14 protein-coding genes are annotated in these 17201 nt (G+C 64.4%); 2 read left to right on the forward strand and 12 right to left on the reverse strand.

Annotated elements, in window-relative coordinates:
* Position 1: 1 nt before the first annotated feature.
* From CEY05_RS23825 to CEY05_RS23845, 5 genes are all read right to left on the reverse strand, one after another.
* The gene (locus tag CEY05_RS23825; protein ID WP_233161683.1) at positions 2-211 is read right to left on the reverse strand and encodes a hypothetical protein; all 210 of its coding nucleotides are present in this window, start codon (positions 209-211) and stop codon (positions 2-4) included.
* A 142-nt stretch (positions 212-353) separates the two neighbouring features.
* Entirely contained in the window at positions 354-2771 is a 2418-nt protein-coding gene (locus tag CEY05_RS23830; protein ID WP_233161684.1) for a phosphoketolase family protein, read from the reverse strand.
* Positions 2772-2950: 179 nt separating this feature from the next.
* Positions 2951-3640: a haloacid dehalogenase gene (locus CEY05_RS23835; RefSeq protein ID WP_088599853.1), complete on the reverse strand. Its 690-nt coding sequence runs from the start codon at positions 3638-3640 to the stop codon at positions 2951-2953.
* Between the two features lie 95 nt (positions 3641-3735).
* On the reverse strand, positions 3736-6855 hold the full coding sequence (locus CEY05_RS23840; protein WP_233161692.1) for an ATP-binding protein: 3120 nt from the start codon (positions 6853-6855) through the stop codon (positions 3736-3738).
* A 91-nt stretch (positions 6856-6946) separates the two neighbouring features.
* Positions 6947-7582, reverse strand: a complete 636-nt coding sequence (locus tag CEY05_RS23845) for a response regulator transcription factor (RefSeq protein WP_233161685.1) — start codon at positions 7580-7582, stop codon at positions 6947-6949.
* A 729-nt stretch (positions 7583-8311) separates the two neighbouring features.
* Between CEY05_RS23845 and CEY05_RS23850 the strand changes: the two genes are divergently transcribed.
* Complete coding sequence (locus tag CEY05_RS23850) at positions 8312-8572, forward strand: hypothetical protein (protein WP_088599740.1); 261 nt, start codon at positions 8312-8314, stop codon at positions 8570-8572.
* Between the two features lie 102 nt (positions 8573-8674).
* Here the strand turns inward: CEY05_RS23850 and CEY05_RS23855 are convergent, their stop codons facing one another.
* Positions 8675-9724: an aldo/keto reductase gene (locus CEY05_RS23855; protein WP_088599741.1), complete on the reverse strand. Its 1050-nt coding sequence runs from the start codon at positions 9722-9724 to the stop codon at positions 8675-8677.
* A 342-nt stretch (positions 9725-10066) separates the two neighbouring features.
* Between CEY05_RS23855 and CEY05_RS23860 the strand changes: the two genes are divergently transcribed.
* Positions 10067-11050, forward strand: coding sequence for an AraC family transcriptional regulator (locus tag CEY05_RS23860; RefSeq protein WP_088599742.1), 984 nt, complete (start codon positions 10067-10069; stop codon positions 11048-11050).
* A gap of 1 nt (position 11051) precedes the next feature.
* On the opposite strand, the gene CEY05_RS23865 is transcribed toward CEY05_RS23860, so the two are convergent.
* The 6 genes from CEY05_RS23865 to cyoB form a co-directional block, all read right to left on the reverse strand.
* Positions 11052-11612, reverse strand: coding sequence for a response regulator transcription factor (locus CEY05_RS23865; protein WP_198952884.1), 561 nt, complete (start codon positions 11610-11612; stop codon positions 11052-11054).
* On the reverse strand, positions 11602-13083 hold the full coding sequence (locus CEY05_RS23870; protein WP_233161693.1) for an ATP-binding protein: 1482 nt from the start codon (positions 13081-13083) through the stop codon (positions 11602-11604). Before CEY05_RS23870 ends, CEY05_RS23865 begins: the two co-directional genes overlap by 11 nt.
* A 22-nt stretch (positions 13084-13105) precedes the next feature.
* Positions 13106-14029 (reverse strand): SURF1 family protein, encoded by a 924-nt coding sequence (locus tag CEY05_RS23875; protein WP_088599743.1) that lies wholly within the window; start codon positions 14027-14029, stop codon positions 13106-13108.
* A 134-nt stretch (positions 14030-14163) separates the two neighbouring features.
* Complete coding sequence (gene cyoD, locus CEY05_RS23880; RefSeq protein WP_088599744.1) at positions 14164-14568, reverse strand: cytochrome o ubiquinol oxidase subunit IV; 405 nt, start codon at positions 14566-14568, stop codon at positions 14164-14166.
* The gene (gene cyoC, locus CEY05_RS23885) at positions 14565-15200 is read right to left on the reverse strand and encodes a cytochrome o ubiquinol oxidase subunit III (RefSeq protein ID WP_088599745.1); all 636 of its coding nucleotides are present in this window, start codon (positions 15198-15200) and stop codon (positions 14565-14567) included. Before cyoC ends, cyoD begins: the two co-directional genes overlap by 4 nt.
* Positions 15193-17196, reverse strand: a complete 2004-nt coding sequence (gene cyoB, locus CEY05_RS23890; RefSeq protein ID WP_088599746.1) for a cytochrome o ubiquinol oxidase subunit I — start codon at positions 17194-17196, stop codon at positions 15193-15195. Before cyoB ends, cyoC begins: the two co-directional genes overlap by 8 nt.
* Positions 17197-17201: the final 5 nt, after the last annotated feature.

The following is a 17201-nucleotide window of genomic DNA, read 5'->3' on the forward strand; positions in this document are numbered from 1 at the left end:
CTTAGCTGCCCCGGCGCGCGCCGGCACCGTGCTGGCGCGAACTCCCCTGGTCCTGGCCCGTGCCCAATTGGGTGGCATGCCCGTCCTTCTTGCTGCGGTTCTGGGTGTCGCCGTGGCTGTACTGCGTCTCACGCGGCTGGTCATCGGCGCGCCGCGCCGCGCCGGCGTTGCTCTGCGACATTTGCGGCTCTGACTTGTGCTTCTTGGTCATGGCAATTCTCCTGCAAGGGACACATTAGGAAGGCGAAGCCCGCTTCAGGCCCTATCTATGAGCCACGGCCTCGCACCCAGATCGGCGCACGTCGCGTGCCCGCTCCAGCTGTAAAGAACCCCAGCCTGTCGGGGGCTGATCCTTACCCCCAGACCCAATCTCGGATTTCTTCTCGGTCTATGCCTTCCTCATGCGCATAGGCCATGTTCTCGATGATGCGGTCGCGCAGCCATTCCTTCACGTGCGCGCCCACCACATGCAGCTTGGGCACCCTGTCGATGACGTCGATGGCCAGGTGGTAGCGGTCCACCTCGTTGATCATGGCCAGTTCGAAGGGCGTGTTGATGTTGCCCCGTTCCTGGTAACCATGCACATGCATATTCCCGTGATTGGCCCGCTTGTACGTAAGCTTGTGCACCAGCGACGGGTAGGAGTGGAAGTTGAAGATCACCGGCTTGTCGCGCGTGAATAGCGAGTCGAAATCGCGCTCGCTCAAGCCGTGCGGGTGCTCCGTCTCGGACACCAGGCGATAAAGATCCACCACGTTGATAAAGCGGATCTTCAGGTCGGGGAATTTCTCTTTCAGCAGTTCAGTGGCGGCCAGGGCTTCCATCGTGGCGATGTCACCCGCGCAAGCCATCACCACGTCCGGCTCGGTGCCCTGGTCGGTGCTGGCCCATTCCCAGATGCCTATGCCCTTGGTGCAATGGATGGTGGCGGACTGCATGTCCAGGTACTGCAGATGCGGCTGTTTGTCGGCGACGATGACGTTGACGTAATCGCGCGAACGCAGGCAGTGGTCGGCCACGCTAAGCAGGCAGTTGGCGTCCGGCGGCAGATAGATGCGCACCACGCCCGGGCTCTTGTTGGCCACCACATCCAGAAAACCCGGGTCCTGGTGCGTGAAGCCGTTGTGGTCCTGGCGCCAGACCAGCGACGTGATCAGCAGGTTGATGGATGGCACCGGGGCGCGCCAGTCCAATTCCGTCTTGGACTTTTCCAGCCATTTCGCATGCTGGTTGAACATCGAGTCGATGACATGGACGAAGGCTTCGTAGGTGGCGAACAGCCCATGGCGTCCTGTCAGGACATAACCTTCGAACCAGCCCTCCAGCGTATGTTCGCTGAGTATCTCCATGACGCGACCGTCCGGCGCCAGGGCTCCGCCATCGGCATCTTCCGGCAGCGTCCGCGCCAGCCAGGTCTTGCCGCTGGCTTCGTATATCGCCGTCAGCTTGTTGCTGGCGGTCTCGTCGGGGCCGAATACGCGGAAGTTGGTCATGTTCCGCCGCATGACGTCGCGCAGGAACCCGCCCAGCACGGCGGTGGGCGACACATTGGACGCGGCTGGCGCGCGCACCGGCACGCCGTAATCGGCGAAGGGCGGCAGGTCCAGGTCGCGTCGCAGCAGGCCGCCGTTGGCGTGGGGATTGGCGCTGATGCGGCGGTCGCCGACCGGGGCCAGCGCGCGCAGCGCTTCGACGGGAGCGCCGGCGGCGTCGAAAAGTTCCTCGGGCCGATACCCTTTCAGCCAGTCTTCAAGCGCGCGCAAACTGCTGCGATTGGTGGCGGGATCGGCGATCGGCACCTGGTGCGAGCGCCAGGAGTTCTCCACCTGGTGGCCGTCGAGCGTCTTCGGGCCCGTCCAGCCCTTGGGCGAGCGCAGCACGATCATCGGCCAGCGCGGACGGACCGCATCGGCCGCAGCCTTGGGGGCACCCTTGGCGGCCGCTTTGGCCTTGCCCTTGGCGGCGCCTTTGGCACCGTCCTTGGCCCGGCCCGCTTTCCCCGCCTCCGCGCGCGCCTGCTGCTGGATCGCCTGGATTTCATCGATGCAGGCATCCAGCGTGGCCGCCATCTGTTGGTGCATGCGCGACGGATCGTCGCCCTCGACGAAATAGGGCTTGTAGCCATAGCCGACGAACAGCGCTTCCAGTTCCTCGTGCGGAATACGCGCCAGGATGGTGGGATTGGCGATCTTGTAGCCGTTCAGGTGCAGGATGGGCAGCACCGCGCCATCGTGAACCGGGTTGAGGAACTTGTTGGAATGCCAGGACGCGGCCAGTGGCCCGGTTTCGGCTTCTCCGTCGCCCACCATGGTGGCGACGATCAGGTCGGGATTGTCGAAGGCAGCGCCATAAGCGTGCGACAGGCTGTAGCCCAGTTCACCGCCCTCGTGGATGGACCCCGGCGTCTCCGGCGTGCAATGCGATCCAATGCCCCCCGGGAAGGAGAACTTGCGGAACAGCCGCTGCATGCCGGCTTCGTCCAGCGAGCGGTCGGGATAGACCTCGGAATAGCGGCCTTCCATCCAGGCGCAGGCCAGCGAGGCGGGTGCGCCATGGCCCGGGCCGGAGATAAACATCACATTCAAGTCGCGCTGGCGTATCAGGCGGTCCAGATGGACCAGGGTGAAGGTCTGGCCCGGCGCCGAGCCCCAATGGCCCAGCAGCCGCTTCTTCAGATGTTCAGGCTTGAGCGGCTGGCGCAGCAACGGATTTTCCCGCAGATAGATCATGCCCGCCGCCAGATAGTTGGACGCGCGCCAGTACGCATCCATGAGACGCAGTTCTTCTTCCGGTAGAGGGCCTGTGAGAGGCGCTGCTGCATGAGTCGCATCAGTCATCGGTCTTGCTCCCGTGCGTGGTGCCGCCCGCGGCCGGGCGGCAGGATCGGACGGCCGCGATCAGACGGCCGCGTAGTCGGTGCCGTGCTCGAAGTGGAGCCGGCTGGCAATCCTCATGCCTGTGTGGACAGGCTGGTCGTGGGCATGTCCGGCTGCCACCGCGCCAGGTCGCCGATGCGCTCCAGCGTCAGGTCGGGTGGCGGGTAGCGCGCATTGCCGGCGGCATCGAGCGCGTAGTGGCCTTGCCGCACGAAGATGGTGGTGACGCGCGCCCCCCAGGCCTGCTTGACCGCGGTCAGCAGGGCCAGCTTGTCGTCCACCATGACGTAGTGGCGCGCCGGCTGGGCCCGTTCGATCTGCCCCAGCATGTGCTGCTTGTGCACGTAGACGAATACGCGTTCTTCCACGGCGGTGGCCAGGCCGGCGCCACGGATCTTGTGGGGTTGGTAGACGGCGTCGCCATCTGAAAGGATGACAGGCCGGCCCCAATGGGCCAGGTTGTCGATCGCGGCCAGGGCGCCGTCGAACACGGCACTGGCGAAAGGATATTCGAGCAGAAAGCGGGAAATGCCGGGCAGCAGCAGGTCGTTGCGGCCCGGTTGGCGCAGGGCCTGGACCGCGCCCAGGTAGTCGGCGTAACCGAAACGGCTGCGCAGGTCTTCATAGCGCTGCCAGTAATTCTGGTTGCCCTCGGGGCCCAGGACGCTGGTCAGGTGGTGGCGCAGGTCGGCTTGCAGGCGGTCGTTGTCGAACAGGGTGTTGTCGACATCGAGCAGAAAGACACGATCGGGGACAGCGTTCATCGGCGTCATCACAGGCTACCCATTAGCAGTACCCAGACGAGTACTCATCACCGCGCGAAGAGCCATTGTGGCAGAGTTCGTGCGCCACAAATGTGTCAGATTGCTTGCGCCGGGTCCTCCGCGGGCTCGGTGTGCAACCATGCCTGCACCGAATCGAGCAGGGCGTCCAGGTGCTGCCGCACGCTCTCCAGTTCCTGGGCGGTGCAGGGGGCATCGTCCAGCTCGGCCAGTGTTTGCTGGGCCAGTGCGCAGGATTCCATCAACGGCCGGGCGTCTATCATGCGGGCCACGCCCAGCACCGCATGCACGGCGCCGTCCATGATGGCTGCGTCACCACTTTCAGCGGCGCTGGCCAGCGCCTTGGCGTCGTCGCGGCCGGAACGCAGCAGCTCCTCGAACATGGCGCGGTTGCTCAGCGCATTGCCGCCGCACAGGTGATCGATGGCCAACGGATCGAACAGCAGGCCTGCGCGCCACGGCGCCTGCAAGGTGCTCACGCGTGGCACATGGCTGCGCAGATTGCGCCGCAGGGTTTCCAGGCCCACCGGTTTGAACAGGCAGGCGTCCATGCCGGAGGCGCGGCAGCGGTGGACCTCTTCCTGCCGCGCATTGGCCGTATACGCAAAGATGACGCAGCGCGGGCCGCCGGCACGTTCCGCGGCGCGGATGCGGCGGGCCAGCGTATGGCCGTCGCCGTGGGCCATATTGCAGTCGGTCATGACCAGGTCATAGGCGCCGGGGCGCCAGGCGCGCCAGGCCTCGTTGCCGCTGTTGGCCTGTACCACGCGGTGGCCCAGGTGCTCCATCTGCTTGCGCAGCAACATGCGGTTGGGGGCGTTGTCGTCGACGATCAGCACATGCAGGGATGCTGCATGTTCCGGTTCGGCGGGCGTGGCGGCATCGTCCTGCTCCGGCCGATCCTGGCGCGTGGCCTCGAAGGAGAAGCTGACTTCCGTGCCCAGGCCCGGCGTGCTGTGCAGGCGGATTTCCCCGCCCATCAGTTCCACCAGCTTGCGGGCGATGCATAAGCCCATGCCGGTACCGCCCAGGGTGCGCGCGCCTTCACGGGTCTGCGTGAAAGGCTGGAACAGCAGGCGCTGATCCTCTTCGCTGATGCCCATGCCGGTATCCACGACCATGACGTCGACCACGCAGCGGTCCGCCGACACCTGGCGGCTGGCCAGGCGCACCTCCACCTGTCCGGAGGCGGTGAACTTGACGGCATTGCTGACCAGGTTGGACAGCACCTGCTTGAAGCGGGTGGGGTCGATCAGCACGTGGTCGGGTTCACCGGGCTTGATGGTCAGCTTCAGCGTGATGCCCTTGCTGCGCGCGACGCAGTCGAACATTTGCTGCACGGATTCGGCCTGTTGCGTCAGGCTGGTGCGTTCGGGCAGCAGTTCCAGGCGGTCCGATTCGATCTTCTCGATGTCCAGGATGTTGCCGACGATGGCCAGCAGCGCCTGGGTCGAGGTGTACGCCACGGTGACGTAGTCTTTCAGGGCATGCTCGTCGTCGCCCTTGAGCGCCAGTTCCAGCATGCCGGAGATGGCATTCATGGGGGTGCGGATCTCGTGGCTGGCGGTGACCAGGAATTCGGTCTTGGCGCGATTGGCCGATTCCGCCAGGTCCTTGGCGGCCTGCAGTTCATTGAGCAGGCGCACGCGATCGGACACGTCGATCCAGCCGCCGATGATGCCGGCGATGCCGCCCGAGGAATCGTTGTAGGGCAGTACCCAGTGATGGATGCGCCGGCGCGAACCGCGCACCAGCCCTTCGCGGTCGGCGAAGATGGCGCGGCCTTCACGCAGGGCCTCGCTGTAGATGGCCTGATAACGCTGTTCGTCTTCAGGCGTGATGAATTCGATGTCGGCTTCCTTCAGCGTCTTGTTCATGACCTGTTCACGCTGCACCGCGAATTCTTCCAGATAGCGCTGGTTGCATGCCACCAGGCGGCTTTGCGTGTCACGCACATAGATGGCGTATGGCGTGCCGTTGATAAGCACCCGCATGAATTCGAGCTGGTCGTTGAGCGCGCGCTCCGCGCGCTGGCGCTTGCGTATCTGCCGGCGCAGATAGCCGTTCCAGGCCGCCAGCAGGATGCCCAGCACGATGGCCGCCCCCAGCAGGCGATGCAGCTGCTGGCTGTGCGCGCTGGGCGGGGCGATCAGGGTCTCCTGCGTCGAACGCCAGCGGTGGATCAGGGTCGCCATCTCCTTGGGGGTGAGGCTGGCCAGCGCCTTGTCGACGATGCTTTGCAGTTGCGGTTGCGAGTTGGTCACCGCCAGGCCCATCCGGCTTGGCTCGTTGGGCAGATGCCCGCCGATGCGCAGGCTGCTGGCATAGCCGTGGGCCAGGGCGTACTTGGCGCGCAGTTCGATCAGCACCGCGGCATCGGCCCAGCCGTCGGCGACCGCTTCCAGCGCGGCCTGGTCGCTGTCCATGCGCACCAGCACGATCTCGGGATAGTGCTCGGCCAGCCAGGCTTCGCTGCTGCTGCCCGCCACCACGGCCAGATGTTTGTTGACCAGGCTCTCGGTCGGAATGTCGGAGTTTGGATGCTCCTGCCGCACCAGCAGCACGTTGCCGTTGTTCACGAAGGCGCGGGTGGTCTGGTAGGCCGGATCGTCATACGTCGCCAGGTCGACGGGCCCCAGCACATCGAAGGTCTGGTACGGGAAGAGCGCCGGCGCGGCCTGGGCATTGTCCACGTTGGTGACTTCGATGCGCAGACCGGTGCGCTGCGCGATCGCGGCCAGGAATTCGTAGACGAGGCCGGGGTCGTGGTTACGGCCATCGTCCTCCGGCGCCGATATCGCGGGCTCGGCCAGCGCCACCTTGATCGAAGGGTGCGCCTTCAACCATTGCTTTTCCTCGGCCGTCAGCAGCAACGGCGGCGGGCCCATGTTCAGACCGTGGAACGCCCAGCAGCGCAGGTCATCGGCATCCTTGTCCGAGGTGAAGAACTGCACCACCGTGTTGTACAGGTCCGTCAGCAGGTTGTCGCTATCGGCCTCCTGGTCGGGCGCCATGTCGGGCACGTAGTCGGACGTCCAATCGGCAGGCTGCACACCCTCGCGGCCGCCGGCGTCGGACGTCAGCCTGGCGCGCAGGCCATCGGCGGGCACGGCGCAATGGGTGCTGTGGATGACCGCGTGCGGACGCGGCGGTGGCGGCTCGTCGGCCGCGGCCTGACTGCTGTACGGCAGCAGCACAGCCAAGGCCAGGGCCGAAGCCCGGACCAAGGCCCGCGGCAAAACCCGCGAGAGCCTTGGCGGGGGACGCCCCGGCATCGGATCCACGGCATCACACCAGGCCGTTGCGGCGCGCCATGTCCGTCAATTCGAGCAGCGAGGTGACGTTCAGTTTTTCGAGCAGACGCGTCTTGTAGGTGCTGACGGTCTTTTCGCTGAGCATCAACGTGGCGGCGATGGTCTTGTTGAGGGCGCCGCGCGCAAGGTGCTGCAGCACCACCAGTTCGCGGTCCGACAGCAGGCGAATCAGCGCGCCTTCGCCGCCCGCGCCTTCGGCGGATGGCCGCAGTGCCACGCTGGGGAAATACGTGTTCCCCTGCATGACAGCCTTGGCCGCGCCGATCAGCTCGGTCAGCTCCTTGCCTTTGTAGACGAAGCCCGCCGCGCCCGCGTGCAGACAGCGCGCGGCCAGGTGTTCGGGATTCTGCGCGCTGAGCACCACGATGCGCGGCGCGCGTTGCTCGTCATCGCCGCGTAGCCGCGAGATCACCATCAGACCATCCATTTTCGGGATGCCGATGTCGAGCACAATGAGATCCGGTTGATGTTGACGAACCGCGCTCAAGGCATCGACGCCGGAACCTGCCTCGGCGACGACCTTCCAGCCGTTCTGTTCAAAAAGGGTCTTGACGGCGAACCGGATCATGGGGTGGTCGTCGACAATCAAGACGCTGCCAGCGTTTTGCACGGGGTATTCCAGTGTTAGAGAAATCGGAAAAATCGCGGGGCAGTATACGAAGCCTGTTCGGCGGAGGGCATGAGACGCGGCCCATCGACGTTGCAGAACAGATACTTATTGCGACGGCGTGCAAATGAGGCAGTTTCCAAGCGTGTCTGTCATGCTTTGCGCACGGAGGGAGCAAAGATGAACGGCAGCTTGCGTCCAGGTTTCTTCGTGGCTGACGGGATATGTCTGAGGGCGCACGGAATTGTTCTGGATGATCTCGCCCGGAAACAGATGAGCATGGATCAGTGTGAATCGCGGCAATTGATGCGCGCTAAAAAAGCGGCCACGGTGTAAAGACCGTGGCCAAAGTCGTGTGCATCGATCAAGTGGCGCACTGCTACTGACGCTGCTTGATCAACGCATTACAAGTAGCACGCGCTGCGCCGCCTCGCGTTTCGACTGTGTCTGAATGCGTCAAGGCCTTTTGCATTTTTTTCTCGCCGTGCAACGAGGAATCGCCTTGTTTTACGGAACGAAACTGATTCCGAATGAGCGGTGCGTGAACGAACGCGCTTACGTTCTTGCAACGACAATGTTGGTCTATTTCCAAGAATTGCGCTGTGTTGAGTTCTGCCTTCAGTCCCCTTTCATCGGTCAAAAAACCTTATCGCCCACTAGTGCATTGAGCCCACGAGTCGTGCTATAGAGTGCCTTAGCAAAAATAAGGCGGGGGAAAAGATGGAGCTATACATGGCGGTCGCCGATGGCTACCGGTTGGCCCTGGATGTAGAGCGTGCGGAAAACGGCGAGTATGTGTGGTTGATCTACATTGCGATGTCGCGCGAGACCGGCAAAGGGACTTTGGTCGATCGCGGCACGCATTACATGGCGGCCAGTGCCGCTGCCGCGGCGGGTATGCGCGCATTGGAGCGCTACACCGACGAACAACGAATCACCGTGATGCGGCCGACGCCATCGGTCAGCGCGACAGTGCGTTTGGAGTCGGCGTAGGAACGGCCAGCATTTCGAGGGCCGGTGGTGGCCAGCTTCGCGGTGGCAGGCGCCGCGGTGGCAGCCATCGCGCCGTGCAACGCGATGGCCTTGCTGAAAGGCTTATCGCTTATCAGCGGCGTGCAGCTGATTGAGGCGCGCGCCGCCTTGGCGTTCCAGCATCCAGCCCGGGTATTCGGCGGGCAGGGCGCTGACACGGTCCAGCATTGCCAACTCCTCTTCGTTCAAGCGCAACTGTGTCGCACCGACGTTGTCGTGCAGTTGTTCCAGCCGCTTCGCGCCGATGATTATCGACGTTACTACCGGCTGGTGCAGCAACCAGGCCAAGGCCACCTGGGCCACCGAGACCTGGTGCGTTTGCGCGATCGTGCGCATGGCGTCGACGCAGTCGTAGGCGCGGTCGCGATTGACCGGCGGGAAGTCGAAGCTGACGCGGCGGCTGCCGCTTTCGGCCTGCGTGTCGCGGCTGTACTTGCCGCTGAGCAGGCCACCGGCCAGCGGACTCCACACCATCAATCCCACGCCCTCGCTCTTGAGCATGGGAACGAGTTCGCGTTCCAGGTCGCGCCCGGCAATGGTGTAGTAGGCCTGCAGCGACTCGAAGCGCGCCAGGCCCAGGCGTTGTGAAATGCCCAGGGCCTTGGCGATCTGCCACGCCGCCCAGTTGGAAACGCCGATGTAGCGCACGTGGCCGTGGCGCACCAGCGTGTCCAGCGCTTCCAGCGTTTCCTCGATGGGCGTCGCCGGATCGAAGCCGTGCACCTGGTACAGGTCCAGGTGATCCAGCTGCAGGCGGCGCAAGCTCTGCTTCACGCTGTCCAGGATGTGATAACGGGACAAGCCGCGCGAATTGACGCCGCCGGTGCCGGTCTCGCCGAATACCTTGGTGGCGACCACGACGTTTTCGCGCGGTACCTTGAGATTCCTCAAGGCCTGGCCCGTGAGTTCTTCCGAACGGCCGCCAGCGTAGACATTGGCGGTGTCGATGAAGTTGATGCCGGCATCCAGCGCGGCGCCGACGATGCCGTCGACGTCCTGCTGTTCGAGATTGCCGATCTGGCCCCAGATGCCGTCGGAGCCGCCAAAGGTCATGGTCCCCAGGCATAGCTCGGAAACGAAGAGGCCGGTGCTGCCGAATTTTTTGTACTGCATGAGGTGACTCCTGGATGTGCCGCGCCACGATGCGCGGCGGGCCGGCACCGAGGGCGACATGTGTGGGGGGAGGGGGGAACGAGGTCAAGTATGAGCCTCCCGGCCTGTCCGAAGGTGCCCGATCCTGCACGATTCTTGCCTGATTCTCCGAAGCTCGGCACGATCTTGATCAGTCTGAATGCCCAAGCCGCACGAAGGGGATATAGTCTGCACTGGCGTCTGGCAGCATTCCTGCAGGTCGCCGTTATCGACTTCGCGAGGTGGCCGACATCGTATTGTCCTGGCGCCGGCTGCCCGATCCTGCACCATTGTTCCATCTTGTCGTCTTATCCGGGAGTATCCATGGGATCTCACGACCTGCCTTATGAAGCCTTGCCGTCGCTAGATCAGGACGCGGCGGCGCAGGCACGCCAGCGCGATGAAGCGGCCCGCAACGAGCTGGTGGCGCTGGTTGCGCGCCACACCGACGACCGCCTGGAAGGCTCGGTACTGACCGCCATTCCGGGCTTGCATCTGCACCGGCTGATGTGTGAGTGCGGTCCGCGGCACAGTATCCAGAACCCCATCCTGTCCGTCATCGCGCAAGGCGGCAAGCGCCTGCTGGTGGGCGAGGACGTCTATGAATACGATCCTTTCCACTACATGGTGTCGTCGGTGGACCTGCCGGTGGTGGGCAAGGTGCGCGTGGCGAGCCCCAGCGAGCCTTATCTGGGGCTGCGCCTGGACCTGGACGTGGAAGAGATCGGCGCGTTGATCCGCGACGAACACCTGCCGCCGCCCGGGCCCGCCGAAGCACCGCGCGGCGTGCATGTGCATCCGCTGGGGACGTCCATGCTGGACGCGGTACTACGGCTGATGCGCCTGCTCGACACGCCGCTCGACATTCCCATTCTGGCGCCGCTGATCAAGCGCGAGATCCTCTATCGCCTGCTGGTCAATGGTCAGGGCCTGGCGCTGCGGCAGACGGCCTTGCAGGACAGCCACACGCAGCGCATCGCACGTTCCATCCATCAGATGCGCGTCTGCTACGACCAGCCGTTGCGGGTCGACGACCTGGCGCGCGACGCGCACATGAGCGTGTCGTCCTTCCATCATCACTTCAAGTCGGTGACGGCGATGAGCCCGCTGCAGTTCCAGAAGCAGCTGCGCCTGCAGGAGGCGCGCCGCCTGATCTTCATGGGCGACGGCGACGTTGCCGTGGTGGCGCGCCAGGTGGGCTACGAAAGTCCTTCGCAGTTCAGCCGGGAATACAGCCGTCTGTTCGGCACGCCGCCGATGCGCGACAAGCGGCGTTGGATAATGGAACCGATGCGGGCCAGCGCCTGAGCTACTTCACCCGTTGCTTCTCCAGCTTGCGCGCCAGCGTGCGGCGGTGCATGCCCAGCCGCCGTGCCGTTTCGGAGATGTTGAAACCCGTCTCCGCCAGCGTCTCGTGGATGCGTTCCCATTCCAGCGTCTTGATGGACGTGGTGCGCTCGGTGACGCTGACGCCGGTATCGCCTTCGGCGCGCTCGAAAGCCTGTTCGATATCGTCGGTGTTCGAGGGCTTGGCCAGGTAGTGGCAAGCCCCCAGCTTGATCGCTTCCACGGCGGTGGCGATGCTGGCATAGCCGGTCAGCACCACGATGGTCATCGCGGGATCGTGGGCGTGCAGGGCTTGCACGCAAGCCAGGCCGGTGGCCTCGCCTTTGAGCTTAAGATCGACCACGGCATACGCCGGCGCGTGCGATTCCAGAAGTTGCTGGACGTTTTCCAGGCTGGTCGCATGCAGCACCGTATAACCGCGCCGTTCGAACGAGCGGCCCAGGGTGCGGGCAAAGGCCTCGTCGTCCTCGACGATCAGCAGCAGGCGGCCCACGCCCGTTTGGGTCAACGGTTCAGCTTGCATGGCCCTGTTCCTTGTTGTCTTGGGCTGGGCGGGGACCTGCGCGCAGCCGTCCTTGCGCGTCCTCGTCCTGGTCACCAGTCCCGGTCAGCGGGTTGTCTTCCAGCCTGTCATCCAGCAGATCGTCGTCCAAGGGATCGTCGTCCAGCGTGATGTCCGGCTCATCATCGTCGTCCAGCGTCAACGCCGCCAGCGGCAGCGTCAAGGTTACCATCGCGCCCCCTTGCGGCAGGTTCCTGGCCCATACGCGGCCGCCCAGCGTGCGTGCCACGTTGACCACCAGGAACAAGCCCAAGCCGCCGCCGGGCCGCCCCTTGCTCGACTGATAGGGTTTGCCGAGCTGCGCCAGCATGGCCGCCGGAAAGCCCGGGCCACGGTCGGTCACGACCAGGGTCAGATCGGCACCGGCACGGGTGGCGCGCAGGCCCACCCATTCCGGCGAGGCCTCCAGCGCGTTGTCCAGGACGTTGCCTATCATCTGCTTGAGCGCGGAATCGGAAATGATGCGCAGGTCCTGGCCGAAATCGTTGTGATAGTCCAGCGTGGCGCCCGGCCGGGTGTCACGCCATTCCATGATCAGGTCGTCCAGGAAAGTGCGTACCGTCGTCTCCACCGGTGCTTCGCCGCGCGCTTCGCCGGCGGACAGCAGGATGCCGCTGACGATGGATTTGCAGCGCAGTACCTGCGTCTGCATCTCGCTGATCTCCTGGGTCAGTTCGGGATCGTCGGCGAAGGCCGGCATGCGGCGCCAGTCGCCCAGGATCACCGCCAGGGTGGCCAGCGGCGTCCCCAGCTCGTGGGCCGCGCCGGACGCCAGCAGGCCCATGCGCACGATGTGTTCTTCTTCGGCGGCACGCTGGCGCAGGTCGGCCAGGTGGGCGTCGCGCGCGCGCAGGTTGTGGCTGATGCGGCTGACGAAGACCACCAGCAGCACCGCATTGATGGCGAAGCACACCAGCATGCCCTGGATGTACAGGCTACCCACGCCGTTGGCATGGTCCAGGGGCAAAGGTAGCGGCCGTGCCGCCAGCGCCAGGCCGCCGATGCTGAACAGCGCGACGGTCACCAGGATCCACGTGCTCCAGCTTTTGAGCAGCATGGCGCCCAGTGTCACTTGCAGCAGATAGAGAAAGACGAAGGGGTTGGTGGCGCCGCCGCTCAGGTATAGCTGGGCGGTCAGCATGCCGACATCCACCAGCATGGAAACGAGCAGTTCGCCGTTGGTGACTTCCGGATAGACCCGCAGGCGCAGCATGCTGACGGCGTTGAAGGCCACCAGGCAGCCCAGCACGGCCAGCATGTAGTCCAGCGGCAGGCGGACATCGAATCCCAGGTAGACGACGTAGATGGTGATCAACTGCCCCAGCGCCGCGATCCAGCGCAGCTGGACCAGCTGCTGCATGTTCTTGTGGCCGGTGCTGTCGAAACGCCGGCGGGGAGTGCCATCCGCCGACGCGTCGGCTGGCGCGCCCAAGGGAGCGATATCGTCGCCCAATTCAGCGCTCCCCACGGCGGCGTTCGTCGCGCACGACGTAGACCGCCCCGATGATGACCATCAAGGCCATGCCGTACCAGGTGATGGCGTAGACGAGGTGGCTGTTGGGGAATTTGACCACGGTCAGGCCGCCGACCGGCGCCGCGGCCGCCGTGGCCTGGGTCGCAACCTGAGTCCCGGCCTGAGTCCCGGCCTGGGGCGTTGTCCCGGCAGCGTCGGCGGGCACGGGTGCTGCGGCGGCATCCGCGTCGACGAAGTACGGTGCCACCTGCGTGGCTGGCAGGCCGCGCGTGGTGGCGATGGCAACCACGTCGCGCGAGAACCAGCGGTCAGTCGCCGGTTCATTCTTGCGCAGGAAGCCGCCACCGGGCTCGCTGAGGCGCAGCAGGCCGGTGACCGAGGCAGGGGGCGAAGCCGCAGCCGCGCCGGTGGCTGAGCCACCTGCAGCGCCACCCCCAGCGCCACCAGCAGCGCCACCAGCAGCGCCACCGTCGGGCGCCGCCGGGCGCTGTCCGGCCGGGATATAGCCGCGGTTGACCAGCACGATGTTGCCGTCGGCCAGGCGCAGTGGCGTCATGACCCAGAAGCCGCTGCCCAGGTCGGTGACCGCCTGGACCAGCGTGTCCTTGCCGGCCAGCCAGGTGCCGTCCAGCCGCACCCGGCGGTATTCGTCGCGGTCGGCGGAGATGCTCGGCCACTCGGCGGGACCGGGAGCCGGCGTGGGCGCGGCATGTACGCGCTGGTCCACTCGCGCGATCAGGTCCAGCTTCCAGGCACGGCGCTGGACTTGCCAGGTGCCGAGGGCGCAGAAAACGGCGAACAGCAGCACGCCGATCAGGGCCAGGCATACCAGGCTGGCCTTGCTGCGATTCTTGTTGCTACGGCGGCGCGGCGCGGCGGCCGCGGAGGAAGAGGGGGAAACCATGTGAGCCGGCCCGGTGGGCGGTAAAAACGCCAGTCGGACGCATCGGGGCAAACCACGAAACCCCAGATCTGCCGGCGGCAGTTAAAAAAAAAGCCCCACCAGCATAACCGGCGGGGCTGTGCACACACCCTGTATCAGGACGTCTGCATGTCGTGCATGTTCATGTGCGGCATCATGTTGACGTTCATGTGGTACATGACCCACAAGGAACCGGCCAGGGTGATGACCACCAGGACGATGGTGAAAATCAGCGCCAGCATGTTCCAGCCGCCTTCCGACTTGGCGTTCATGTGCAGGAAGTAAATCATGTGCACGACGATCTGGATCGCGCCCAGGCCGAGCAGGATCAAGGCGGTGGTGCTGGAGCTTTCGAACACCTTGCCCATCACCAGCCAGAACGGAATCACGGTCAGGATGACGGCCAGGACGAAGCCCGTCATGTAGCCGCCGAACGTGCTGTGGGCAGCGCCGTCGTCGTGATCGTCGTGGCCGTGGCCGTGGCCGTGGTGGTCGTGTGCGGTTGCGGAATGGTCGCTCATGGCAGCACTCCCATCAGGTAGACAAAGGTGAAGACGCCGATCCAGACCACGTCCAGGAAGTGCCAGAACATCGACAGGCACATCAGGCGACGGCGGTTTTCCGGGATCAGGCCGTGCTTGCCGACCTGCACCATCAGCGTCAGCAGCCAGATGATGCCGAAGGTCACGTGCAGGCCGTGGGTGGCCACCAGGGCGAAGAAGGACGACAGGAATGCGCTGCGCTGCGGACCGTTGCCTTCATGGATCAGGTGCAGGAATTCGTACAGTTCCAGGCCGATGAAGGCGGCACCGAACAGGCCGGTGATCAGCAGCCATATTTGCACGGCGCCGATGCGTTGCTTGCGCATCTCGATCATGGCGAAGCCATAGGTGATCGAGGACAGCAGCAGCATCGAGGTGTTGATCGCCACCAGGGGCAGATCGAACAGTTCGGCGCCGGTGGGGCCACCGGCGTAGCTGCGGCCCAGCACGCCGTAGGTGGCGAACAGGCAGGCGAAGATGAGGCAATCGCTCATCAGGTACACCCAGAAGCCCAGCAAGGTGCCGTTCTGCGGGTGGTGTTCTTCCTTGAGGAAGAAGTTCAGCTCACCCGACTTGGCGCCGGGCTGCTGGATGGCGTGTGTATTAGACATGGTTGGCGAGCAGGCGAGTGCGTTCGGCTTCGACTTGGGCTACTTCCTCGGCGGGAATGTAGTAGTCGCGCTTGTAGTTGAAGGTGTGGTAGATCGAGCCCAGGATCAGGGCGGCGAACGACACGACCGCGGGGATCCACATATGCCAGATCATCGCGAAACCGAAGGCGGTAGCCAGACCGGCCAGAATGATGCCGGCACCGGTGTTGGCGGGCATGTGGATCGGCAGGAAGCCGGCCAGGGGACGCTTGGCGCCGAGCTGCTTCATCTGCCACCAGGCATCGCCGTCATGGATTTGCGGGGTGAAAGCGAAGTTGTAGTTCGGCGGGGGCGACGAGGTCGACCATTCCAGCGTACGGCCGTGCCAGGGATCGCCCGTCTCGTCGCGCAGCTTCTTGCGGTCGCGGATGCTGACGAAGATCTGCATCAGGAAGCTGCCGATACCCAGGGCAATCAGTGCGGCGCCAACGGCGGCGACCTGGAACCAGATCTGCAGCGTGGGGTCGTCGAAGTGGCTCAGGCGGCGCGTCACGCCCATCAGGCCCAGGACATACAGGGGCATGAAGGCGACGTAGAAGCCGACGAACCAGAACCAGAACGAGCACTTGCCCCAGAAATCATTCAGCTTGAACCCGAAGGCCTTGGGGAACCAGTAGTTGATGCCGGCGAACATGCCGAACACCACGCCGCCGATGATCACGTTGTGGAAGTGGGCGATCAGGAACAGGCTGTTGTGCAGCACGAAGTCAGCGGGAGGCACGGCCAGCAGCACGCCGGTCATACCGCCGATCACGAAGGTGATCATGAAGCCGATGGTCCACAGCATCGGCACTTCGAAGCGGATGCGGCCGCGGTACATCGTGAACAACCAGTTGAATATCTTCGCCCCTGTCGGGATGGAGATGATCATGGTTGTTATGCCGAAGAAGGAGTTGACGCTGGCGCCGGACCCCATCGTGAAGAAGTGGTGCAGCCAGACCAGGTAGGACAGCACGGTGATCACGACCGTGGCGTACACCATGGAGGTGTAGCCGAACAGGCGCTTGCTGCTATAGGTCGACACGACTTCGGAAAACACGCCGAAGGCGGGCAGGATCAGGATGTACACCTCGGGGTGGCCCCAGATCCAGATCAGGTTCACGTACATCATCGGGTTGCCGCCGAGATCGTTCGTGAAGAAGTTGGTGCCGACGTAGCGGTCCAGCGACAGCAGGGCCAGCACGGCGGTCAGCACCGGGAAGGCCGCGACGATCAGGACGTTGGTACACAGCGAGGTCCAGGTGAAGACGGGCATCTTCATCATGGACATGCCGGGGGCGCGCATCTTGACGATCGTCACCAGCAGGTTGACCCCTGATAACAATGTCCCGACCCCGGCCACCTGCAATGCCCAGATGTAGTAGTCCACCCCCACGTCCGGACTGGACTGGATCCCCGACAACGGCGGCATGGCCAGCCAGCCGGTGCGCGCGTATTCGCCGACGAACAGCGAAATCATCGTCAGCACGGCGCCGCCGGTGGTCATCCAGAAGCTGAAGTTGTTCAGGAAGGGGAAGGCCACGTCGCGCGCACCGATCTGCAGCGGCACGACGAAGTTCATCAGGCCCGTCACCAGAGGCATGGCCACGAAGAAGATCATGATCACGCCGTGGGCGCTGAAAACCTGGTCGTAGTGGTGCGGCGGCAGGAAGCCGGCGTTATCGCCGAAGGCCATGGCCTGCTGCGCCCGCATCATGATGGCATCGCCGAAGCCGCGCAGCAGCATGATGATGGCCAGCACGATGTACATGATGCCGATTTTCTTGTGGTCGATGCTGGTGAACCATTCGCGCCACAGGTAACCCCAGACCTTGAAGTAGGTCAGGAGCGCGAGCAGCGCCACGGCGCCCAGGGCGACGACAGCGAACGTACCCACCAGGATGGGTTCGTGATAGGGAATCGAGTCGAGCGAAAGTCGACCGAATAGCAGTTTGGTTATATCTAGATGATCAGGCATCGTTG

The sequence above is a fragment of the Achromobacter sp. HZ34 genome, from assembly GCF_002209485.1.
GTDB lineage: Bacteria > Pseudomonadota > Gammaproteobacteria > Burkholderiales > Burkholderiaceae_B > Bordetella_C.

Bases quoted from the DNA above. Each gene is read 5' to 3' on its own strand.
- CEY05_RS23875 (WP_088599743.1), bottom strand. From the start codon at position 14,029: ATGGTTTCCCCCTCTTCCTCCGCGGCCGCCGCGCCGCGCCGCCGTAGC.
- CEY05_RS23825 (WP_233161683.1), bottom strand. From the start codon at position 211: ATGACCAAGAAGCACAAGTCAGAGCCGCAAATGTCGCAGAGCAACGCC.
- CEY05_RS23865 (WP_198952884.1), bottom strand. From the start codon at position 11,612: ATGCAAGCTGAACCGTTGACCCAAACGGGCGTGGGCCGCCTGCTGCTG.
- CEY05_RS23850 (WP_088599740.1), top strand. From the start codon at position 8,312: ATGGCGGTCGCCGATGGCTACCGGTTGGCCCTGGATGTAGAGCGTGCG.
- CEY05_RS23830 (WP_233161684.1), bottom strand. From the start codon at position 2,771: ATGGATGCGTACTGGCGCGCGTCCAACTATCTGGCGGCGGGCATGATC.
- cyoD (WP_088599744.1), bottom strand. From the start codon at position 14,568: ATGAGCGACCATTCCGCAACCGCACACGACCACCACGGCCACGGCCAC.
- CEY05_RS23860 (WP_088599742.1), top strand. From the start codon at position 10,067: ATGGGATCTCACGACCTGCCTTATGAAGCCTTGCCGTCGCTAGATCAG.
- cyoB (WP_088599746.1), bottom strand. From the start codon at position 17,196: ATGCCTGATCATCTAGATATAACCAAACTGCTATTCGGTCGACTTTCG.
- CEY05_RS23855 (WP_088599741.1), bottom strand. From the start codon at position 9,724: ATGCAGTACAAAAAATTCGGCAGCACCGGCCTCTTCGTTTCCGAGCTA.
- CEY05_RS23835 (WP_088599853.1), bottom strand. From the start codon at position 3,640: ATGAACGCTGTCCCCGATCGTGTCTTTCTGCTCGATGTCGACAACACC.
- cyoC (WP_088599745.1), bottom strand. From the start codon at position 15,200: ATGTCTAATACACACGCCATCCAGCAGCCCGGCGCCAAGTCGGGTGAG.